A 19,326-nucleotide genomic window follows, 5' to 3' on the forward strand; every position below is an offset into this window, starting at 1 on the left:
ACGAGGGGGACGGATATCATGTCCAGCACCAGCACGTCCGAAGACAAGAAGCCCTTCAACCTGTCGCGATGGGCGATCGCTCATCCGAGCATCGCGCGCTTCCTGTTTGCGCTGACCATCATCGCCGGCGCGTTCGGCCTCACCCATATGGGTCAGAAGGAAGATCCGGATTTCACCTTCCGCGTCATGGTCGTGCAGACCATCTGGCCTGGCGCCTCGCTGCAGGACATGGAAGACCAGGTGGTCAACAAGATCGAGCGCAAGCTGCAGGAAACGCCGCATCTCGACTGGGTCAAGTCCTATACCCGCGCCGGTTTTGCCATCACCACCGTCCAGATCAAGGGCGACACCAACACCGAACAGGTGAAGGATGCCTTCTATCAGGTGCGCAAGAAGGTCGGCGATATCGCCGGCACCTTGCCGTCTGGTCTGCAGGGGCCTTATTTCAACGATGAATTCGGCGATACCTACATCACCCTGCATTCGATCAGCGGCAACGGCTATAGCTATCCGGAACTGAAGAAATTCGCGATCCAGGCCCGCGACATGCTGCTGGCGACGCCCGGCGTGGAAAAGGCCGTGATCATCGGCGACCAGCCGGAGCAGATCTATATCGATGTCTCCTCCAAGGTGCTGGCCGAGCGCGGCCTGACGCTGACCGACCTGCAGAATGCCATCGTCGGCCAGAACAAGGTCGATGCGGCCGGCAACGTCGATACCAGCACGCGCTCGGTGCGCATCTCGGTCGAGGGCGACGTCAACAGGATCGAGGATATCAAGAACCTCCGGCTGAAGGCCGGCGGTCAGATCACCCGTCTCGGCGATATCGCCACCGTCACCGCCGGGCTGCAGGACCCCTATACGGCCAAGTTCCTCTATAATGGTCACGAGAGCGTCCAGCTCGGCGTCGTCATGGCCAATGGCAACAAGGTGACCGATGTCGGCCATGCGGTCGAGGAGACCTACAAGCGCTTTGCCGCCTCGCTGCCTGTGGGCGTGCAGGTGGACCAGATTTCCAACCAGCCCGAAGTGGTGACCGACGCGATCAGCGAGTTCATGCATGCGCTCGGCGAAGCGCTGGTAATCGTGCTGATCGTGTCCTTCCTGTCGATCGGCTGGCGTTCCGGCCTGGTGATCGCCATCGCCATCCCGCTGGTGCTGGCCGCGACCTTCGCCATCATGTACGAGCTCGGCATCGACCTGCAGCGCATCTCGCTCGGCGCGCTGATCATCGCGCTCGGTCTGCTGGTCGACGATGCGATGATCGTGGTCGAGCTGATGGAGCGCAAGCTGGAGGAGGGGCTGGTCAAGCTCGATGCCGCGAGCTTCGCCTATTCCTCGACCGCCTTCCCGATGCTGACCGGCACGCTGATCACCACCGCCGGCTTCATCCCGGTCGGCTTTGCCGCCTCGACGGCGGGCGAATATGTCCGCACGCTGTTCTATGTCGTCGGCATCGCGCTGGTGATCTCGTGGTTCGTCGCGGTCTATTTCACGCCCTGGCTCGGCTACATGATCCTCAAGCAGCGCCATCACGCCGGCGAGCATCACGATGTCTTCGACACGCGCTTCTACCGCCGCCTGCGCGCCTCGGTCACCTGGGCCGTGCGCCATCGCGTCATCGTGCTGCTGCTGACGCTCGCCGCCTTCGTCGGTAGCCTGTGGTCCTTCCAGTTCATTCCGCAGAACTTCTTCCCGCAGTCGTCACGCCCGGAAATCCTGGTCGATCTCTGGCTGCCGGAAGGCACCAGCATCAAGGAAGTGGAACGGCAGGCGCAGGCGCTGCAGGCGCGCGTCGCCGACGATCAGGACAAGCGCTTCGTCGCCACCTATGTCGGCCAGGGCGCGCCGCGCTTCTTCCTGCCGCTCGACCAGCAGCTCACCAATCCGAACTACGCCCAGATGCTGATCATGGCGAAGGACGAGCCGGCGCGCGAGCGGCTGATCGTCAAGCTGCGCGGTATCCTTGCGGCCGATTTCCCCGCCGTGCGCGGCAAGGTCGACCGCCTGTTCCTCGGCCCTCCCACGGGCTGGCCGGTGCAGTTGCGCGTCATGGGTCCCGACCGGCAGGAGGTTCGCCATATCGCCGATGAGGTAAAGGCACGCTTCACGCAGAACCCGCTGCTGGGCGCCATCCATGACGACTGGCTGGAGCCGGTGCCGGCGATGAAGCTGGTGATCGATCAGGACCGCGCCCGCGCGCTCGGCGTCACCTCGCAGCGTATCCGCCAGATGCTACAGGCCACCATGTCCGGCGCCACGCTCGACAATTATCGCGAGGGCGAGGAAACCGTCGGCATCGTTGCCCGCGAGCCGGAGGCCAGCCGTCATCTGCTGACCTCGGTCAACTCGATCTATATCCCGACCGATTCCGGCGGTTTCGTGCCGCTGTCGCAGGTCGCCAAGGTCGAACCGGTGATGGAGCAGAGCATCGAGTGGCGCCGCGACCGCCTGCCGACCATCACGGTCCGGGCGACGCTGCCCGACAACGTGCAGTCGAACGACGTGACCGCCAAGCTCTATAACGACATGGCCGATCTGCGGAACAGCCTGCCGGCCGGCTACAAGATCGAGATCCAGGGCGGCGCCGAAGACAGCGCCGAGAGCCAGGCCTCGATCGCCGCCAAGGCGCCGATCATGCTGATCATCATCGTCGTGCTCTTGATGGCGCAGCTGCAGCATTTCGGCAAGGCGATGCTGGTCCTGTCCACCGGCCCGCTCGGCATCATCGGCGCGGCGGGCGCCCTCCTGATCAGCGGCGCGCCCTTCGGCTTCGTGGCGATCCTCGGCGTCATCGCGCTGCTGGGCATCATCATCCGCAACTCGATCATCCTCGTCGACCAGATCGACCAGGATATCGCGGCCGGCATGGAGCGGCGCGAGGCGATCATCGGCGCGGCCGTCCGGCGTTTCCGGCCGATCACGCTGACGGCGCTGACGGCGGTCCTGGCGCTGATTCCGATCTCGCGCGGCGTCTTCTGGGGGCCGCTCGCCTATGCCATGATGGGCGGCATCCTGGTGGCCACCGTGCTGACCATCTTCGTGCTGCCCGCCGGCTATGCCCTGTTCTTCGGCCGCGAGCCGAAGCGGAAGGCGGCGGAGCCGTCGGCCACGCAGCCGGAAAGCAACGATGCCGCCGATCATCTGCCGCCGGCCATGGCGGCGGAGTGAAGCATACGGAGATGACGAGGCGAGGCCCCGGTTCGCGCCGGGGCTTTTTCGTCTCGGCTCAGGGGTCGGCGGGAACCGTCGCCAGGATGGTCGGCCGGCCGCCGGCGATCTTGAGGACCGTCAGATAGCCACCCATGGAGACGGCGGTGTCGATGCCGATGCGACCGTCGACGAAGGAAGGGCGCGAGACAGGCGTGTGGCCATGGATCACCAGCAGGGGCAATCGCGGACCCTCGGAGAGGAAGGGTTCGCGAATCCAGATCAGATCCTCATCCGTCTGTTCGGCAAGCGCGATGCCCGGCCGGAGGCCGGCATGAACGAAGACGATCGAGTCGACGGTGACCGCGACGGGCAGCGACCGCAGCAGCTCGATATGCGCCGGCGGCATGGCGGCGCGCACCGCCTCGCCGAGTTCCTCGACGCTCCTGCCTTCCTCCCGCAGCAGATAGGTCATGTCGATGCCGTAGGAGGCGAGTGTCGGGCCGGCACCGAAGTCCAGCCAGCCGCCGTTGGCGCGCGGATCGTCCAGGAATTTCAGGAAGGCGTCGTCGTGATTGCCGAGCAGGCAATAGCGGTCGAAGCCGTCGGGCGGCGGTTCGCAGAGATGCTGCAGCACCTCGCTCGACCGTGGCCCGCGATCGACATAATCGCCGAGATGCATCAGGAGTTTGCGGCCGGGAATCCTGGCCGCGTCCTCGATGATGTATTTTTCAGCCTCCAGCAGCGCGCGGTGGCAGCCGTGGATGTCGCTGAGCGCATAGATGGCCGCATAGGCCTGCGCCGGGAGATCGAGACGGATGCGCGGGGGCTGCTGCATGGGCTTTGCCGTTCTGCTGCTGAACAGCCGATACAATAGTTCCATCATCGACATCCGCAAGCGCCGCGACGGCGGCGCGATTGCTTTCAAAATATACCAATAATTCCGTATGGTTAGCGCGACGGTAATTCAGCCTGTGGCCCCGCGCAAGCGCATCGGCGGACGAGGCGCGCTCAGGGTCAAGAAACGGCGGACAATACATGTCGCCCTGTGTCAATCCGGCCTGTGCGATTGTCGGCGGGCCTTGTCGCCGGCCATGCGCGGCGCTTGGCGGCCTTGACCTTCTCATAGCCTTCTGCTCCCGATGGCGGGCAAGCGAGTGCCGGCCGCCGATGGCTCCGGCGGAGGAGACGACCGAAAGCGGAGGGATTGTCGTGAAGCATGTGAAATCGATCGGCCATGTGGCGCTCAGCGTCAAGGATATCGAGCGTTCGCTCGATTTCTACGTCAACAAGCTGGGATTCGAGGAAATGTTCCGGTTGGAGCGGGACGACCGCCTCTGGATCGTCTATCTGCGCATCACCGATACGCAATATCTCGAGCTGTTTCCCGACGCCGTCGGCGACGGCGCGCCGCCCTTCGCCAATGTCGGCTTCAACCATCTCTGCCTTGAGGTCGACGATATCGACGGCGCGATCGCCGAGCTCACCGGCAAGGGCGTCGCGCTCACCTCCGGAAAGACGCTCGGCGTCGACCATAATTTCCAGGCCTGGATAGCCGATCCCGAAGGCAACCGCATCGAGCTGATGCAGCTCGGCGAAAAGGCGCTGCAGCTTCAGGCGATCGCGCGGCTGCGCGGGGAGCGGGGCTGAGGGCTATTTGGGGACTCGGATGCCGTCACGGTGCTCTCGCCCGCCGGAGCGGGGCAATTGCATATGAGATGAGGTGGTTGCCGCGCAACCCCTTCTCCCCAGCGGGGAGAAGGTGCCGACAGGCGGATGAGGGGGGCGAGGAGTGGAACGACGAGCACCTTGAGCGCAAGCAAAAGGTTACTTTTGCTGTGGGGGAAGACCCCCTCATCCGACCCTTCGGGCCACCTTCTCCCCGAGGGGAGAAGGAGTTTACGGCGCCAGCGTGCTCACATGCGATTCCCCTCTGCCGGCTACTCGTCATAGGCCGCCTGCAGGCCGGCAATATCGAGCTTCACCATCTCCATGATCGCCTGCAGCACGCGGCCGGCTTTGGCCGCGTCGGGATCGGCGAGCATCTGCGCGACCACTTTCGGGACGATCTGCCAGGACACGCCGTAGCGGTCCTTCAGCCAGCCGCATTGCTCGATGCCGCCGCCGGCGGAAAGCCCGTCCCAGAGCCGGTCCACCTCGGCCTGGTCGTCGCAATCCACCTCCAGCGAGATCGCGTGGGTATATTCGAAACGGCTACCGCCATTCAGCGCCATGAAGCGCTGGCCGGCGAGCGTGAAGCTCACCACCAGCACGCTGCCTTCCGGCCCCGAGGGCGTTTCGACGACATTCTTCTGCACATGCTCGATGCGCGAGCCGGGAAACAGCGACACGTAGAAATTGGCCGCTTCCTCGGCCTCGTTTTCGAACCACAGGCATGGGGCGATCTTGGTCATGGGGTGCTCCTCTCGTCGGTTGGGATGCTCGAAGGACGGATGGAGAGGGGCAAGGCCGACAGGGGTGTGGAAAAATTTCTTGCGACCGGAGATGGAACGGGCGAAAGGGGCGGGGACATAAGGGAGTGCGCGGGTGCTCGCGTTAATTGTGACGGGAATGTGACAAAATCAACACAGCATTGTTTGTCTTTAGGTTGTAGGAGATGGCTACTGCGATTCAGCGTAGTGAAATCTGATGCAAGGAGAATCCCTCATGAAGTCCCTGTTCCTATCCGTCGCGATGATTGCGTCGACATTCGCGGTTTCCGCCCATGCTGCTGATCTTGCCGCTGAGGCCGCCCCTGTTGCTCCGCCGGCGGAAAGCTTTTCCTGGACAGGCGGTTATGTCGGTCTGCAGGGCGGCGCCGGCTGGCTGAAGGGCGATTTCAGCGTTCCGGGCGCCAGCGCCTCCGACAACTTCAACGGCGCCTTCATCGGCGGCTTCGCCGGCCTGAACTACCAGGTGAACAACGTCGTGTTCGGCATCGAAGGCGATATCAACTACAACTGGAACGACAATAAATACGACGTTCTCGGCACCGACGTGAAGGTCGGCACGGATGTCGCCGGCTCCGTTCGCGGCCGCGTCGGCTATGCCGTCGACCGCGCCCTCATCTTCGCAACCGCCGGCTGGACGGCGCAGCGCGGCTACATCAAGGCGCTGGGCGAGAAGGAAACCGAAACCTTCAACGGCTGGACCGTCGGTGGCGGCGTCGACTACGCCTTCACCAACAACATCTTCGGCCGTCTCGAATACCGCTTCAACGACTACAGCGACAAGGACGTTCTCGGCATCAAGACCGATCTCGACCAGCACGTCCTGTCCGTCGGCGTCGGCGTGAAGTTCTAAGACTTTCTCAGCTCGTTGATCGGAGGCCTCGCCGGACCAGCGCCGGCGGGGCCTCTTTCATTTGCAGCTGTAACGGCGGATGGCGGCGCAATCGGCCGCCGCATTTACGAGCCGGCTCCTATGCGACTATGCTGGCCGTCCAATGATCGGGCGATGCGGGGACCGCCGCCGCGAGGAGATGAGAGTGAGCTACGATTTCCATGTGGGCCAGAAGGTCGTCTGCATCGACGACAAATTCAAGCATGTCAGCATCGACCAGCTGATCCGCAAGGGCACGATCTACACCATCCGCTGGGTCGGCGAATATACCCACTATGTCGACGGAACCTTCATCGGCGTGAAGCTCGCGGAGATCCACCGTGGCAACGACGACGGCCCCGAAGGCTACGGCGCCGCCGACATGCCCTACCGCGCCAGCCGCTTCCGCCCGCTGGTGAAGGACAAGATTGGGGCACTGCGGAAGCTGTTGGCGCCGGGGCCGGAGGGGGTGGGGGAGAAGAAGGTTAGGAAGAAGGAGGAGGTTTGATTTGGGTGGGCGATGAAGCCGCCGGTGTATTGCGTTTAACCTTCGAGAAAGACTGTCGATCAAAATATCGACAGTCTTTAAATGATAACGGAAAAATATAATTATAAATTGTCAACAATGCTTTTTGCGATGCCTTGGATTTGAGTGCGAACTTCACCGATCAGCTTCATTTGAGATTTAGACCATTTCTGCTTGTCGCCAGTGAGGTTTTTTACTTGTAGGTGGCTATCCATTCTGTGGGCAGGAATGCTTTGCCAAAGGCTATTCTGGATTATCACATTCATATCTTCAACCTTTCCAATATTGTAGCCGGAGAGGTCGAAGTCCAAGACGGCATTATAAGTTCCGATATTGTTCTTCAGATCCGATACAAGGGCCAAATTTGCCGATTCAATGCTCTTGTAGTGGGCTTGGTCTGCTCTGAGCATCTTGTTTGAGCGAGTGTCGAATCCATTGAATATCCAACCGGCATACTGAGGTTTTCCCAAGCCATCATACTCTTTGGAACCATAGTTGTTTTGCTTGAAGCGCTGAAGCCCGTTGTCCCAATCGGCAACGAACTGCGGCAGCATCTGAGAAATAAGGCCGATACAGTATTCACTAAAAGTATCTGATGTGCATGGTACAAGCAAATAATCTGATGAGTACAACGCAGATCGTACCAATCCGCCAAATGATGGTGGCAGATCGATTAGAACGTAGTCGAACTGTTCTCCTTGTTCGCTTAACTTGGCTTCCAATGTTCGGAGAGCGGTAAATTTCGCAATGCCATTGCCTGTCAGCAAATCATTACCAACACTTAATGAATCGGAGTAGACGTTTAGCCAGAAGTCTCCGGCCAAAAGTTTGACGTTCGCATTGGTGAATTCACCACTATGAACGGTCGCTGGTCCTGGGCCTGTGTTTTGTAAATAACCTTGTAGAAAGGCCCTGACAGTTTGGGGTGATGCTGTATTCGATACCAGCCTCTTAAATTCATCGCCGCCGAGCACAGCGATTGAAAGGTTGCATTGCGGGTCAAAGTCAATGAGCAGAACACGTTTTTCCATTTCCGCAAGCATGTCTGCGATGTTCCAGGTTAATGTGGTTTTCCCTACGCCACCTTTGTTGTTGAAAATGCTTATAAATTTAGCCAAAATGAATACCTCCAATGATCGAGTCATTGATACAACTCAAGGATTAATTGTAGGTAAATTACCTGCTTTAGGTGTTCTTGTGGGAAGGTGCTTGCTTGACGGCAATAGAGGCAAAATGCGCAGAACTCTCACCCCAAAATTGTATTAGCTCTATGTGTGGAGTGGAAAGTTTTAAGTTTCTGCTCATTTATCCATAAAATGGAGGAAGCCCTCATAGGGAGCAATGCACGTATACTGCCTAGCCGCTGTAATTATAAACTTAACACGGCTATAGTTACGTGAGAAAAAAACTGGTGCTGCTAGAGAGATTTGAACTCTCGGCCTCTCCCTTACCAAGGGAGTGCTCTACCCCTGAGCTATAGCAGCAAACCGTGGCGCGGTGGGTGCGCCGTTGTTGGGCGAGGCGGCTATTGCCATAGGTCGGCGGTAAGTGCAAGCCGCAAATTTCAACTTCGGTGAAAAGATCGCGGGAAAAATTGCGTCGGCCTTTTGAAGTCGGGCTATTTCGGCTATGGGAAGCGCATGGATGCGGACAAGACGAAAACGGGTGAGGAGCCTCTCTCGCAAGGCGGTTTGAGCGCCGGCGGGGCGCAAGAGGGCGTGGCTGCGAGGCAGGTCACCGAGGCGGAGCGGCGGCGCGAGCGGGCGGCGCAGAAGCTGCGGGAAAATCTCGGTCGCCGCAAGCAGCAGGTCAGGGCGCGCCGCGCCGGACAGGCTGACGAGACCGATGGCCTGCCGGCGGCCAATGCTTCGACGCCGGAAAAAAGCGGGGACTGAGGCGACGGGGCTGAGATGCCGCCGCAAAAATGGACGAATCGTAATGATTCATGTCGCCCATCATCAAACAGCCATCAAACGAATTGAAGCTTTGATCTATTTCGTCTAAAGAGCGCCTTCTCCCAGGTGGCACGGAACTTCAGGAAAGGCGGGCTCGGCCCGTAATCATATATGGATCGTATCAGGATTGTCGGCGGCAACGAGCTCAACGGTATCATACCGATCTCCGGCGCCAAGAATGCCGCCCTGCCTCTGATGATCGCATCGCTGCTGACAAGCGATACGCTGACGCTCGAAAACGTGCCGCATCTGGCCGATGTCGAGCTCCTGATGCGCATTCTCGGCAATCACGGCGTCGACGTCGCCGTCAATGGCCGGCGCGAGCGCCAGGAAGACGGCTATTCCCGCACCATCCATTTCACCTGCCGCACCATCGTCGACACGACCGCGCCCTATGAGCTGGTCGCCAAGATGCGCGCCAGCTTCTGGGTCATCGGCCCGCTGCTCGCCCGCGAGGGCCAGGCGCGCGTGTCGCTGCCCGGCGGCTGCGCCATCGGCACGCGTCCGGTCGATCTGTTCATCGAGGGCCTGACGGCGCTCGGCGCCACCATGGAGATCGACGGCGGCTATATCAACGCCACCGCGCCCAAGGGCGGCCTCATCGGCGCGCGCTACGTTTTCCCGAAGGTTTCGGTCGGCGCGACGCATGTGCTGATGATGGCGGCGACGCTCGCCCGCGGCACGACGGTCATCGGCAATGCGGCGCGCGAGCCGGAAGTGGTCGATCTCGCCAATTGCCTCATCGCCATGGGCGCCAAGATCTCCGGCGCCGGTACCAGCACGATCACCATCGAGGGCGTCACCTCGCTCTCCGGCGCCCGCCATCGCGTCCTGCCTGATCGTATCGAGACCGGCACCTATGCCATGGCCGTCGCCATGGCCGGCGGCGACGTCACGCTTGAGAACACCGACATGGCGCTGCTCGACACGGCGCTGGAAAGCCTGCGCCGCGCCGGCGCCGACGTCTCGGGGACCAATAACGGCATCCGCATCCGCCGCAACGGCGGCGGCATCCAGCCGGTCGATATCGTCACCGATCCCTTCCCCGGCTTCCCGACCGACCTGCAGGCGCAGTTCATGGCGCTGATGACGCGCTCGACCGGCACCGCCCATATCACCGAAACCATCTTCGAAAACCGCTTCATGCATGTGCAGGAGCTGGCCCGCCTCGGCGCGAAGATCTCGCTCTCCGGCCAGACGGCCAAGATCGAGGGCGTCGAGCGGCTGAAGGGCGCCCCCGTCATGGCGACGGACCTGCGCGCTTCCGTCTCGCTCGTCATCGCTGGCCTTGCCGCCGAGGGCGAAACGCTGGTGTCGCGCATCTATCACCTCGACCGCGGCTTCGAGCGGCTGGAAGACAAGCTGACGCGCTGCGGCGCGATCGTCGAGCGCATCAGCGACTAATTCCCGCTGTAGCCGTGAACAGACCGGAGAAGCCCGTTTTCTCCGGTTGCGTCTTTCGCGGCCGCGCCTTATTTCCATCGTGAGGACATGGCGCCACCGGCATGTCCGTGGCGACCGGGGATAGCAGGCGAATGACCAATCTCAAGCTACTGGCACTCGACAACGAAGATCTGGGCGTTGTCTCCGCCCATATGCAGGACAGCGTCTTCAAGGTCGGCGACCTGTCCTATGCGCCGAAGATCGGGCAATTTTCGCTTGCCGCCAACCGCTTCGTCTGGGAATCGTCGGACAGGAAGAGCAAGGCCTTCGAGCGCCGCCGCGCCGCGCTGGTGTTCAAGCGGGTGCAGGCGGTGCGCTCCAGCGGCATCGACCAACGCCGTCGCGACGAGGTGCTGTCGCTGCTCGCCATCCGCTTCGAGCAGAAGGGCGAGGGGCCGGATGGCACCATCGAGCTGACGCTGGCAGGCAAGGCGACGATCGCGCTCGATGTCGAATGTATCGAAGTTCAGCTTGCGGATATCGGCGGCGCGTGGGAAACGGCTAACAGGCCCAATCATCCGGATGAAGCCCGCTAGCCGGGCGGATACGGGTTTCGACCGCCGGCGGCGGCCTCGATGTGAGATGTAAAAGGATTATCGGTTTTGGCTATCTGGCTGGATCAGGCGTCGAAAGGGTTCGAAGAGCAGTTCGCCGCGTTTCTCACGACCAAGCGGGAAGTGTCCGAGGACGTGAATGCCGTCGTGCGAGGCATCATCGATGACGTGCGCGCGCGCGGTGACGCGGCTCTATCAGACTATTCCAAAAAATTCGAGGGAATCGATTTCGCCACGACGCCGATGCGCGTCAGCGAGGCGGAGATCGACGCGGCGGTCGCCGCCGTTCCGGCCGAAGTGCTGGGTGCGCTCAAGGTTGCCGCCACCCGTATCGAATCGCATCACCGCCGGCAATTGCCGAAGGACGATCTCTACGAGGACGATCTCGGCGTCGGTCTCGGCTCGCGCTGGACGGCGATCGAGGCGGTCGGTCTCTATGTGCCCGGCGGCACGGCGAGCTATCCGAGCTCGGTGCTGATGAATGCCGTGCCGGCCAAGGTCGCCGGCGTCGACCGGGTCGTCATCGCCGTTCCGACAATGAAGGGCGCCGTCAATCCGGCCGTCCTGGCCGCCGCCCGCATGGCCGGCGTCGAGGAAATCTACCGCATCGGCGGCGCGCAGGCGATCGCAGCCCTCGCCTACGGCACCGAGACGATCGCTCCGGTCGCCAAGATCACCGGCCCCGGCAATGCCTATGTCGCCGCCGCCAAGCGCCAGGTCTTCGGCACGGTCGGCATCGACATGATCGCCGGTCCGTCGGAAGTGCTCGTCATAGCCGACAAGAACAACGATCCGGACTGGCTGGCCGCCGATCTGCTGGCGCAGGCCGAGCATGACGAGGGCGCGCAGTCGATCCTGATCACCGACGACGCCGACTTCGGCAAGGCTGTCGAAGGTGCCGTCGAGCGTCAGCTCAAGCGGCTCAGCCGCGCGCAGACGGCCGCAGCAAGCTGGCGGGATTTCGGCGCCATCATCCTGGTCTCCGACCTGAAGCAGGCGATCCCGCTTGCCAACCGCATCGCCGCCGAGCATGTCGAGCTCGCGGTCGATGATCCCGACGTGCTGCTTTCGGGCATCCGCAATGCCGGCGCCATCTTCGTCGGCCGTCATACGCCGGAAGTGATCGGCGATTATGTTGGCGGCTCCAATCACGTGCTGCCGACGGCGCGCTCGGCCCGGTTCTCCTCCGGCCTGTCGGTGCTCGATTTCGTCAAGCGCACGTCGATCCTGCGGCTCGGTCCGGAACAGCTCCGTGCCCTCGGCCCGGCGGCGATCGCCCTTGCCGAATCCGAGGGGCTCGACGCCCATGCGCGATCGGTGGCGATCCGTCTCAATCTCGAGAGGTAAGGCATGGCTGTGGGCGTCTTCCGGCTGAGCGATGTGGTCCTGGACGACACGATCGGCCGTTCGACGCCCGATGTCGAGCACGAGCGCGCCGTCGCCATCTTCGATCTCATCGAGGAGAACTGCTTCGAGCCCGTGGGGCATGGCGGCGGACCCTACCGGCTCAACCTGTCGCTGGTCGATCACAAGCTTGTCTTCGACATCCGGACGGAAGAGGGCGGCATCGTTGCCACCCATATCCTGTCGCTGACGCCGTTTCGCCGGATCGTGAAGGACTATTTCATGATCTGCGAGAGCTATTACGAGGCGATCCGCTCGGCCACGCCCAGCCGCATCGAGGCGATCGACATGGGCCGCCGTGGCATCCACAACGAGGGCTCGCGGACGCTGATGGAGCGGCTGCAGGGCAAGATCGTCGTGGATTTCGACACGGCGCGGCGGCTGTTCACGCTCGTCTGCGTGCTCTATTGGCGCGGGTGACGGCCATGGAGCAGGGGTCGGCGATCGAGCATAGCGGCAAAGCGCCCGGCGCCATCCTCTTCATGTGCGGGCTCAATGCCATCCGTTCACCGATGGCCGAAGTGATCGCGCGCCACATGCTGCCGCAGGGCACCTATATCGCCTCGGCCGGGGTGCGCGCCGGCGAGCGCAACGCCTTCGTCGATGCCGTGCTCGAGGAGATCGGCCTTTCGCTCGGGCGCCGGCAGCCGCAGACGCTGGAGGACCTGGAGGATGATTTCTTCGATGTCATCATCACCCTGTCTCCGGAAGCGCATCACGCGGCGCTGGAGCTGACGCGGGCCAATGCGGTCGAGGTCATCTACTGGCCGACCATGGATCCCACCGTGGCGGGCGATACGCGCGAGCAGATCCTCAGTGCCTATCGCGAGGTGCGGGACCATCTTCTCGGTCTGATCGAGACCCGGCTGGTGGAGCATAGCGGCTCGCTTTGACGGCTTGCGTGAAACAAATGCAGAAAGCCTTATCAACGAGGTTCACAAAACCGCGGCGATTGTGTAGTTTCCGCGCAAATTTCCGGTGACCCCCGCATTTTGCCATGGGCGCCGGCCTCAACCTACAGGAAAAGAAGCTTTAATGCCGAAAGAAGAAGTCCTTGAATTTCCGGGTGTCGTCACCGAATTGCTGCCGAACGCGACCTTCCGCGTGAAGCTGGAAAACGAGCACGAGATCATCGCCCACACCGCCGGCCGCATGCGCAAGAACCGCATCCGCGTTCTCGCCGGCGACAAGGTGCTGGTGGAAATGACCCCTTATGACCTTACCAAGGGCCGTATCACCTATCGTTTCAAGTAGTCCGCAGCTCGCTACGAGCCGGCGTTCCGTCTCCCGCCTGATGGTCGAGGTCTTATGGCGCTGAAACACAAGTTGATACTGGCGTCGGGATCGCCGCGTCGCGTCGAGCTCCTGCATCAGGCAGGCATCGAGCCGGCGCGTCTGATGCCCATGGACATCGACGAGACGCCGAAGAAGTCGGAACATCCGCGCTCGCTGGCGCGCCGGCTTTCGACGGAAAAGGGCGAGGCGGCCTTTGCTGCGCTGAAGGGCGATGTCGCCTGGCAGGGAAGCTATATTCTGTCCGCCGATACGGTCGTGGCCGTCGGCCGGCGCATCCTGCCGAAGGCGGAATTCGTCGACGAGGCGTCGTCGGCGCTGCATCTGCTCTCCGGCCGCAGCCATGTCGTCTATACCGGCGTCTGCCTGATCACGCCCGACCGCAAGCTGCGCCAGAAGGTGGTGGAGACCAAGGTCCGCTTCAAGCGCCTGTCGGGCAAGGATATCGATATGTACCTTGCTTCCGGCCAGTGGCGCGGCAAGGCCGGCGCCTATGGCATCCAGGGGCTTGCCGGCTCCTTCGCGCAGAAGCTGATCGGCTCCTACACCAATGTCGTCGGATTGCCGCTTTATGAAACCATGCTTCTGCTCGCCGGCGAGGGCTTCGACGTCCATGCCGCCTGGCAGGAAGGCTGAGCGCGATGGCGGACGACGACAAGATCAAGCTCGGGGCGAAGGTGGAGCCGCTGCGCAAGACGCGGCCTTGCGCCGAATGCGGCCGGCCTTCGGTGCGCGAACATTATCCCTTTTGCTCGGATCGGTGCCGCTCGGTCGATCTGTCGCGCTGGCTCAAGGGCTCCTACGCCATTCCCGTTGCCGATGACGAGACCAAGGCCGACGGCTCCGAAGAGGAGTAGCCGCGTGCCCATCCCCACCTTCGAGTGGGTGAAGCCCTTCATTTTGTTTGCGAATTATCAAAAATCCATTTCCTGTCAAAAAAGAGTCATTTGCGGCTGGACATGGGCGAACAAGATGCTATAACCCCGCTCGCTTCCGGGGCGAACCAACCGCCCAGGGTCTTCCAAGGCCTTTTGTCTTACGCGAAGCACGGATGCCCAGATAGCTCAGTTGGTAGAGCAGCGGATTGAAAATCCGCGTGTCGCTGGTTCGATTCCGGCTCTGGGCACCATCGCAATCATCAATAAAATCAGATATTTAGTTCTTTCTAGCGTAACAAATTTTTGTCATTTCGTGTTGCGCCTTGTTGCGCACTGTTTCCCTTGATTTTCAGGCATTTCCCGCAGATGTCGGCAAATCCATGCGACATGCGATGCGACATGATTTTATGACTAAAAAAATCCTGAAATGGTTTCAGAGCATTAGTCGAGATGTAACCTTTTTGTTAATTGAAATTTATTCCGGCGTATTTACATTGCCAACACATGGTCGTATTCGATCGCTAGTAAGAGTACGTCGCACAAATCAGTGAACGTGCGATTGAATGGAGAAATGAGATGTCCGCCCTTAAGAAAACCAAAACCGTCAATCTACGGATTGAGCCGGAGACGCATGACCTCATTGCGCGAGCTGCTGAAGTTTGCGGAAAGAGCATTACTGCGTTTATGACTGAGGCATCTGTATACTCCGCTCAAGAAGAGCTGCTGGATCAACGATTCATAGGGGTATCTGCAGATGTTTTTGAGGCTGTGAGCGATCAGCTTGCAGCGCCGGGCGTCGCCAGGGACAACCTTGTCAAACTGTTCCAGACCAAAATGGAATGGATGGATTGACTTTTGCCTTATAGAAAGCCTTGCCCAATTAGCAGTCAGCATATCCTCGAGGGTTTCTCATCAGGGAAGCCCTCGTTGGATGACTGGCTCAAAGAAATGGCGCTCTATAACCAAGAGCAGGGATATACTCGAACGTTTGTTATTACAGACGAGGCTTATCGAGTTGTTGGCTATCATTCTGTCTGCGCCGGCATGATACATCGAAATGACGTTTCCCGTTCGGTTAAGGGGGCCAAAGCTCCAACGGAAATTCCAGTAGCAGTTTTGGCGCGTCTGGCTGTTGCAACTGAACATCAGGGAAACGGCTTGGGCAAAGCGCTCCTAAAAAATGCTCTGATAAGCATAGTGTCGGCCGCCCAATTAGTAGCTTTCCGTGGGGTCGTAGTAAACGCACTCGACGATGATGCCATGTCCTTTTACAAAAAGTTTCATTTTCAAGAAACTAGGAATATGGAGCGGCGTCTTATTCTGCCTGCTAAAGACATTATCGAATCTCTAAATCAGGCGACTTCCTAGTCCGGCGCGCACGAACGATTTTAGTCATTGTGCCATTCTACGCGGAACTCCCCGTCGAGAACGTCCAACGCTCGGGCGATATGATTGTAGTTCGGGCGCATGTAGCGCCACTTAGCCTTCTGAAAGTAACGCTTGGTGCGGCATTCCTTATCCAGATCCGGAAAGCTGAAATTTGATTCGAAGAGCTTCACCAACATCTCGTCCACGGATGGATTTCCTATGGGCTTAAATGGACGTTTCTTGCGTCGGAAGCCGTGATATCTCGCGGTTTGCATTATGTTGACCCAGGTGGAGTGCGTGAATTCCTGGCAGATTTCTTCCCGAGAAGCGGAAGGGTATAGCTTTCGAAGCTTTGAAATCTCAGCCGCAGACCAGATATGCTGTTGCTGCTGCTTCAGCCCCATCTTACGGCACTGACTTGCGATTGCGATCCGTGTTCGGTTTGGGAGTTTCTTACGGATCGCATCGAAATCGGGTCCAATTGCTAGGATGATTTGGCGTTCCTCCTCAGTCCAGAGCCTGTCCCCTCTCATATTAACACCTTCCCTTCGCATCCGACGTCGGTTTCGTTCCGCCGTGGCGGCATTTCGGGCGTAATAGGCAAGCGACATGGCGCACCTCCTGGCGGCATTGGGCCTCAAGAGGAGAGCGGGAGCGAATCACAAATCCGGTTTTCCAAGATTTTCACAGGGATGGTTCATGGATGCGGTTGCGTTTCCCCGCTGCCAATTGCCGCAGCTCGTCATCGCTGATCTTATGGGTTTTATGCCCTACCGGCACCGGCCCGAGGCACTTGTGAATGCCGAGCAGGGAATCCGGATGAAACTGCAGGATTGCTCGCGGGTTGAGCATTTCCACGAGGACCATAGGCACGATATTCCCACCACGAAAATTCGCTGGATCGGTCCAATATTCGGACCTGGGCGCATAGATCAGCTTTTTGATGAGGATCTGATGCTCGCCGGGGGCCGTAAACTCCCGGCGCCGGAACAATGCAACGGCATCGCCATGCTTATAGCGTTCAGTACGGCTAAACAACAGTTTAGTGCCGTCCATGATTTCCGGCTCCATGCAGGTGCCGTCGCCGGTCATGACGTAGGTATCGGGAAGTTCATCGGGATGGAGGTCGAATTGACGTCGAGTCATAGCAATCCTCCAATTTTCCTGCCCACGAACGTCTTAAAGCAAGGTTCGGTAAGCCATCTACTTTCCATGGGCGTTGAGACATGGAAAACGCGCTCGCCGTCGATGCGGTAATCCATCAGTTTTACGTTGTAGATCGAGCGTTTGCCGTTCCAATTGGGATTTGCGGCCTCGTATCGGCCGTCGCCATCGTACCGGCCTGTATCCTGATAAGCGATCAAAACAATTGCGCGATTTTGGCTATCTTCATCCGGCTGGTCGACGCGCCAGTAGCTTATCATCGGGTTGATTTCGGCCGCAGCCTTCTGCAGTTCCGCGAGGTGGAAGTCATAACGCTCTTGGACCGTCATCTTCGTGGCGGCAACGACCAAGGGTGCGGCGCCGGCGACCCCTGTCGTGGAGATAACCGAGCCGGCGAGGAGCCCAAGTGATTGTCTGCGAGACAGGTTCATAGCGATACCTCCCGCGCCGCACGTGCCGCGTCGAGGATTTCCTCGACTTTCAGAAGCTTATCTTCAATGATGTCCGCGACCGTCGTTATCGCGTTCATGTGGTGACGAACACCAAGCCCGTGCGCAGCGAGAAAAATCGCCTCGTTGAGGTGTTTGATCTCCGAGAGGAGGTTTTGGGCATCCAGAACGAGAAGCGTCGGATCTCGGCTCTCGTCGAGTTTGGGCCCTTGTGGATTCGGCATGGCTCCGCCGGTGGCCGGAACGGTCGTATTCGGCATGATGGATCTCCAAATTTTCGGGTTGCTTAGGAGTTCAACCAATCTTCGATTTGCCGCCATGCCTCGTGGTAGGCGGCAATTACGGAGTCGCGCGGCTGATCGATAAATTCAGTCGGGCAACGGTCATAGGAAAACAGGATATCGTCGAGGCTGACTTGACTGACATCGACATAGCTACCGCGCCCCGTAGGCGTGAGGATTGGGGTATGGTCGGTTGCCATCGGTTGAGCCTCAAGCCAGCTCAAGAGCTTCGAGGTTGCGGCGCCACTGCAATGATGCGCCCGCGCCACCGACAAAACGGGGCGGACGCTGAGCCGGTACCACCAAGGCAGCGCCATTGTCGCGCTCGGCACGCTCGAAAGCTACCTTAACGGCTGGGTCGGTGAAGAGGCTTGAGAGGCGAGCCGGAGCAGCATTAACGATGTTCTGTGTCATTGCCTTTTTCCCTTGCTGTGTTTTGCTTACAGGTGTATTCATAACTACAAGCGTAGGCATTGTCAAACGCGTTCGATACACTTGTATTCAAAATTGAGGATTTTCATGGCTGAGCTTACTCCGGAGGCGAACAGAGCAGCGCGAGCGATCCTGAAATGGTCGGTGCGCGATCTCGCTGATAATGCCGGAATCGCCTTCTCCACCGTCCACCGTTTCGAAAACAGCGGGACGGCAACCGAGGCCACCAAAGAGAAGATCAAGGCGGCTTACGCAGCTCATAACGTCGAGATCACCAACGGCGAATATACGGGCGCTCGTCTGAAGCTGAAGAAGGACTGACCGATGGGAATCTACGGCAAGCGATACCTTTACGTGATGGCGAGCGAAGCCGGCATCTGCCGCGTGAGCGCCTCGACGGGTCCAGGAGCGCAATTGAATAGCCTCCAGTCTTCGAGCGACTATGCCCTCACCGTAGTCGAGACGGTGAAAGTTCCCCTTGCCACTGCCAACAAGGTCAAGGCTCGAACTATGGAGCTTCTGAAGGGCGCACGCGTTTTCGGCGAATGGTTCAAGGTTCCGCCAGAGACAGCCGTGGTCGCCCTTCGCTTGGCGATGACGGAAATCACCGGCGGCCCAGGCGTGACTATGGGCAAATGACTGTGACAGTTCTGCTCGCTATGTGGGGAGCCTTTATCTCCAGTGGATTAGCAGTAATCAAGATCTGGGAAACGTTCTTCAAAGACCGGCTTCGCTTGGACAAGAGCTACCTGCTGACGGGTGAGACCGGCGGCGAGCACGAGATTACGGTGGCGAATCTGTCTTCCGTTCCAGTGCAGGTATCGTCATGGACGCTGGCTTACGAACCGAAGGTCTTTCGCTGGAAGACCAAACGGAAGGATGTAACCCCGGAGCGGTACAAGGTCGGTGGCTTCAAGATCGACGGACATTCTTCGCACACTCTCTTGTTCGGCGGTGAGGATCAATTCGAGTGGGGATGGAAGGTCCAAAAGGGGCGCAATCTCTGCCTGGATCTTCACATCTTCGGTAGAAAAAAACCAAAGCGACTGATCATCAAAAGCAAAATTTGAGTCACGAGAAGAACTCTTATCACTACCTATCAACCGAG

The 19,326-nt window shown here is 59.7% G+C and carries 27 protein-coding genes and 2 tRNA genes; 19 read left to right on the forward strand and 10 right to left on the reverse strand.

The window, feature by feature from the left end:
• The first annotated feature begins 18 nt into the window (after positions 1-18).
• The gene (locus tag FHX11_RS19210; RefSeq protein ID WP_184359535.1) at positions 19-3,171 is read left to right on the forward strand and encodes an efflux RND transporter permease subunit; all 3,153 of its coding nucleotides are present in this window, start codon (positions 19-21) and stop codon (positions 3,169-3,171) included.
• A 58-nt stretch (positions 3,172-3,229) separates the two neighbouring features.
• On the opposite strand, the gene FHX11_RS19215 is transcribed toward FHX11_RS19210, so the two are convergent.
• A complete protein-coding gene (locus FHX11_RS19215) occupies positions 3,230-3,988 on the reverse strand; it encodes a metallophosphoesterase family protein (RefSeq protein WP_184359537.1) in 759 nt (252 codons plus the stop codon).
• A 374-nt stretch (positions 3,989-4,362) separates the two neighbouring features.
• On the opposite strand from FHX11_RS19215, the gene FHX11_RS19220 reads away from it, so the two are divergent.
• Positions 4,363-4,800, forward strand: a complete 438-nt coding sequence (locus FHX11_RS19220) for a VOC family protein (RefSeq protein ID WP_184359539.1) — start codon at positions 4,363-4,365, stop codon at positions 4,798-4,800.
• A gap of 290 nt (positions 4,801-5,090) precedes the next feature.
• Here FHX11_RS19220 and FHX11_RS19225 read toward each other — a convergent pair whose 3' ends face one another.
• A complete protein-coding gene (locus FHX11_RS19225) occupies positions 5,091-5,564 on the reverse strand; it encodes a VOC family protein (RefSeq protein WP_184359541.1) in 474 nt (157 codons plus the stop codon).
• 253 nt (positions 5,565-5,817) lie between these two features.
• Here FHX11_RS19225 and FHX11_RS19230 point away from each other — a divergent pair, with 253 nt between their 5' ends.
• Positions 5,818-6,453, forward strand: coding sequence for an outer membrane protein (locus FHX11_RS19230; protein ID WP_184359543.1), 636 nt, complete (start codon positions 5,818-5,820; stop codon positions 6,451-6,453).
• A 184-nt stretch (positions 6,454-6,637) separates the two neighbouring features.
• Positions 6,638-6,979, forward strand: coding sequence for a CAP-Gly domain protein (locus FHX11_RS19235; protein ID WP_184359545.1), 342 nt, complete (start codon positions 6,638-6,640; stop codon positions 6,977-6,979).
• 101 nt (positions 6,980-7,080) lie between these two features.
• Here FHX11_RS19235 and FHX11_RS19240 read toward each other — a convergent pair whose 3' ends face one another.
• Both FHX11_RS19240 and FHX11_RS19245 read right to left on the reverse strand, forming a co-directional pair.
• The gene (locus FHX11_RS19240; RefSeq protein ID WP_184359547.1) at positions 7,081-8,115 is read right to left on the reverse strand and encodes an AAA family ATPase; all 1,035 of its coding nucleotides are present in this window, start codon (positions 8,113-8,115) and stop codon (positions 7,081-7,083) included.
• Between the two features lie 291 nt (positions 8,116-8,406).
• A tRNA-Thr gene (locus tag FHX11_RS19245) sits at positions 8,407-8,481 on the reverse strand.
• A gap of 156 nt (positions 8,482-8,637) precedes the next feature.
• On the opposite strand from FHX11_RS19245, the gene FHX11_RS19250 reads away from it, so the two are divergent.
• From FHX11_RS19250 to FHX11_RS19305, 12 genes are all read left to right on the forward strand, one after another.
• Positions 8,638-8,892: a hypothetical protein gene (locus FHX11_RS19250; RefSeq protein WP_348649724.1), complete on the forward strand. Its 255-nt coding sequence runs from the start codon at positions 8,638-8,640 to the stop codon at positions 8,890-8,892.
• A 171-nt stretch (positions 8,893-9,063) separates the two neighbouring features.
• The gene (gene murA, locus FHX11_RS19255; protein WP_184359549.1) at positions 9,064-10,356 is read left to right on the forward strand and encodes a UDP-N-acetylglucosamine 1-carboxyvinyltransferase; all 1,293 of its coding nucleotides are present in this window, start codon (positions 9,064-9,066) and stop codon (positions 10,354-10,356) included.
• A gap of 131 nt (positions 10,357-10,487) precedes the next feature.
• Positions 10,488-10,931, forward strand: a complete 444-nt coding sequence (locus FHX11_RS19260) for a DUF2948 family protein (RefSeq protein WP_184359551.1) — start codon at positions 10,488-10,490, stop codon at positions 10,929-10,931.
• Positions 10,932-10,997: 66 nt separating this feature from the next.
• On the forward strand, positions 10,998-12,296 hold the full coding sequence (gene hisD, locus FHX11_RS19265) for a histidinol dehydrogenase (protein ID WP_184359553.1): 1,299 nt from the start codon (positions 10,998-11,000) through the stop codon (positions 12,294-12,296).
• A 3-nt stretch (positions 12,297-12,299) separates the two neighbouring features.
• Positions 12,300-12,773: a UPF0262 family protein gene (locus tag FHX11_RS19270; RefSeq protein ID WP_184359555.1), complete on the forward strand. Its 474-nt coding sequence runs from the start codon at positions 12,300-12,302 to the stop codon at positions 12,771-12,773.
• 5 nt (positions 12,774-12,778) lie between these two features.
• Positions 12,779-13,246, forward strand: coding sequence for a low molecular weight phosphatase family protein (locus FHX11_RS19275; RefSeq protein ID WP_184359557.1), 468 nt, complete (start codon positions 12,779-12,781; stop codon positions 13,244-13,246).
• A gap of 142 nt (positions 13,247-13,388) precedes the next feature.
• Complete coding sequence (infA, locus tag FHX11_RS19280; RefSeq protein ID WP_004117876.1) at positions 13,389-13,607, forward strand: translation initiation factor IF-1; 219 nt, start codon at positions 13,389-13,391, stop codon at positions 13,605-13,607.
• A 54-nt stretch (positions 13,608-13,661) separates the two neighbouring features.
• Positions 13,662-14,282, forward strand: coding sequence for a Maf-like protein (locus FHX11_RS19285; protein ID WP_184359559.1), 621 nt, complete (start codon positions 13,662-13,664; stop codon positions 14,280-14,282).
• Positions 14,283-14,287: 5 nt separating this feature from the next.
• On the forward strand, positions 14,288-14,503 hold the full coding sequence (gene yacG, locus FHX11_RS19290) for a DNA gyrase inhibitor YacG (protein WP_184359561.1): 216 nt from the start codon (positions 14,288-14,290) through the stop codon (positions 14,501-14,503).
• A 196-nt stretch (positions 14,504-14,699) separates the two neighbouring features.
• A tRNA-Phe gene (locus FHX11_RS19295) sits at positions 14,700-14,775 on the forward strand.
• Positions 14,776-15,100: 325 nt separating this feature from the next.
• Positions 15,101-15,376, forward strand: a complete 276-nt coding sequence (locus FHX11_RS19300; RefSeq protein ID WP_184359563.1) for a DUF1778 domain-containing protein — start codon at positions 15,101-15,103, stop codon at positions 15,374-15,376.
• Positions 15,377-15,451: 75 nt separating this feature from the next.
• On the forward strand, positions 15,452-15,892 hold the full coding sequence (locus FHX11_RS19305; RefSeq protein ID WP_246781090.1) for a GNAT family N-acetyltransferase: 441 nt from the start codon (positions 15,452-15,454) through the stop codon (positions 15,890-15,892).
• A 20-nt stretch (positions 15,893-15,912) separates the two neighbouring features.
• On the opposite strand, the gene FHX11_RS19310 is transcribed toward FHX11_RS19305, so the two are convergent.
• The 6 genes from FHX11_RS19310 to FHX11_RS19335 form a co-directional block, all read right to left on the reverse strand.
• Entirely contained in the window at positions 15,913-16,503 is a 591-nt protein-coding gene (locus FHX11_RS19310; RefSeq protein WP_184359565.1) for a hypothetical protein, read from the reverse strand.
• Positions 16,504-16,576: 73 nt separating this feature from the next.
• Positions 16,577-17,038, reverse strand: a complete 462-nt coding sequence (locus tag FHX11_RS19315) for a S24 family peptidase (RefSeq protein ID WP_184359567.1) — start codon at positions 17,036-17,038, stop codon at positions 16,577-16,579.
• On the reverse strand, positions 17,035-17,487 hold the full coding sequence (locus tag FHX11_RS19320) for a hypothetical protein (RefSeq protein ID WP_184359569.1): 453 nt from the start codon (positions 17,485-17,487) through the stop codon (positions 17,035-17,037). Before FHX11_RS19320 ends, FHX11_RS19315 begins: the two co-directional genes overlap by 4 nt.
• Positions 17,484-17,765, reverse strand: a complete 282-nt coding sequence (locus FHX11_RS19325) for a hypothetical protein (protein WP_184359572.1) — start codon at positions 17,763-17,765, stop codon at positions 17,484-17,486. The genes FHX11_RS19320 and FHX11_RS19325 overlap by 4 nt, the downstream gene beginning before the upstream one ends.
• A gap of 26 nt (positions 17,766-17,791) precedes the next feature.
• Positions 17,792-17,986 (reverse strand): hypothetical protein, encoded by a 195-nt coding sequence (locus tag FHX11_RS19330; RefSeq protein WP_184359574.1) that lies wholly within the window; start codon positions 17,984-17,986, stop codon positions 17,792-17,794.
• A gap of 10 nt (positions 17,987-17,996) precedes the next feature.
• On the reverse strand, positions 17,997-18,200 hold the full coding sequence (locus FHX11_RS19335) for a hypothetical protein (protein ID WP_184359576.1): 204 nt from the start codon (positions 18,198-18,200) through the stop codon (positions 17,997-17,999).
• Positions 18,201-18,305: 105 nt separating this feature from the next.
• On the opposite strand from FHX11_RS19335, the gene FHX11_RS19340 reads away from it, so the two are divergent.
• Genes FHX11_RS19340 through FHX11_RS19350 form a run of 3 tightly spaced genes read left to right on the forward strand, consistent with a single transcriptional unit; the run spans position 18,306 to position 19,288 of the window.
• Positions 18,306-18,539, forward strand: a complete 234-nt coding sequence (locus FHX11_RS19340; protein WP_184359578.1) for a helix-turn-helix transcriptional regulator — start codon at positions 18,306-18,308, stop codon at positions 18,537-18,539.
• A 3-nt stretch (positions 18,540-18,542) separates the two neighbouring features.
• Positions 18,543-18,857, forward strand: a complete 315-nt coding sequence (locus FHX11_RS19345; protein WP_184359580.1) for a hypothetical protein — start codon at positions 18,543-18,545, stop codon at positions 18,855-18,857.
• A 2-nt stretch (positions 18,858-18,859) separates the two neighbouring features.
• Entirely contained in the window at positions 18,860-19,288 is a 429-nt protein-coding gene (locus FHX11_RS19350; protein ID WP_184359582.1) for a hypothetical protein, read from the forward strand.
• The last annotated feature ends 38 nt before the right edge of the window (positions 19,289-19,326 follow it).

Source organism: Rhizobium sp. BK602 (assembly GCF_014195095.1).
Lineage (GTDB): Bacteria > Pseudomonadota > Alphaproteobacteria > Rhizobiales > Rhizobiaceae > Rhizobium.

Coding starts and splice junctions, on each gene's coding strand:
- yacG (WP_184359561.1), top strand. CDS start 14,288: ATGGCGGACGACGACAAGATCAAGCTCGGGGCGAAGGTGGAGCCGCTG.
- FHX11_RS19340 (WP_184359578.1), top strand. CDS start 18,306: ATGGCTGAGCTTACTCCGGAGGCGAACAGAGCAGCGCGAGCGATCCTG.
- FHX11_RS19260 (WP_184359551.1), top strand. CDS start 10,488: ATGACCAATCTCAAGCTACTGGCACTCGACAACGAAGATCTGGGCGTT.
- FHX11_RS19275 (WP_184359557.1), top strand. CDS start 12,779: ATGGAGCAGGGGTCGGCGATCGAGCATAGCGGCAAAGCGCCCGGCGCC.
- FHX11_RS19335 (WP_184359576.1), bottom strand. CDS start 18,200: ATGACACAGAACATCGTTAATGCTGCTCCGGCTCGCCTCTCAAGCCTC.
- FHX11_RS19225 (WP_184359541.1), bottom strand. CDS start 5,564: ATGACCAAGATCGCCCCATGCCTGTGGTTCGAAAACGAGGCCGAGGAA.
- murA (WP_184359549.1), top strand. CDS start 9,064: ATGGATCGTATCAGGATTGTCGGCGGCAACGAGCTCAACGGTATCATA.
- FHX11_RS19270 (WP_184359555.1), top strand. CDS start 12,300: ATGGCTGTGGGCGTCTTCCGGCTGAGCGATGTGGTCCTGGACGACACG.
- FHX11_RS19315 (WP_184359567.1), bottom strand. CDS start 17,038: ATGACTCGACGTCAATTCGACCTCCATCCCGATGAACTTCCCGATACC.
- FHX11_RS19250 (WP_348649724.1), top strand. CDS start 8,638: ATGGATGCGGACAAGACGAAAACGGGTGAGGAGCCTCTCTCGCAAGGC.
- FHX11_RS19230 (WP_184359543.1), top strand. CDS start 5,818: ATGAAGTCCCTGTTCCTATCCGTCGCGATGATTGCGTCGACATTCGCG.
- FHX11_RS19210 (WP_184359535.1), top strand. CDS start 19: ATGTCCAGCACCAGCACGTCCGAAGACAAGAAGCCCTTCAACCTGTCG.
- FHX11_RS19285 (WP_184359559.1), top strand. CDS start 13,662: ATGGCGCTGAAACACAAGTTGATACTGGCGTCGGGATCGCCGCGTCGC.
- FHX11_RS19330 (WP_184359574.1), bottom strand. CDS start 17,986: ATGGCAACCGACCATACCCCAATCCTCACGCCTACGGGGCGCGGTAGC.
- FHX11_RS19345 (WP_184359580.1), top strand. CDS start 18,543: ATGGGAATCTACGGCAAGCGATACCTTTACGTGATGGCGAGCGAAGCC.
- FHX11_RS19310 (WP_184359565.1), bottom strand. CDS start 16,503: ATGTCGCTTGCCTATTACGCCCGAAATGCCGCCACGGCGGAACGAAAC.
- FHX11_RS19320 (WP_184359569.1), bottom strand. CDS start 17,487: ATGAACCTGTCTCGCAGACAATCACTTGGGCTCCTCGCCGGCTCGGTT.
- FHX11_RS19215 (WP_184359537.1), bottom strand. CDS start 3,988: ATGCAGCAGCCCCCGCGCATCCGTCTCGATCTCCCGGCGCAGGCCTAT.
- FHX11_RS19300 (WP_184359563.1), top strand. CDS start 15,101: ATGTCCGCCCTTAAGAAAACCAAAACCGTCAATCTACGGATTGAGCCG.
- infA (WP_004117876.1), top strand. CDS start 13,389: ATGCCGAAAGAAGAAGTCCTTGAATTTCCGGGTGTCGTCACCGAATTG.
- FHX11_RS19325 (WP_184359572.1), bottom strand. CDS start 17,765: ATGCCGAATACGACCGTTCCGGCCACCGGCGGAGCCATGCCGAATCCA.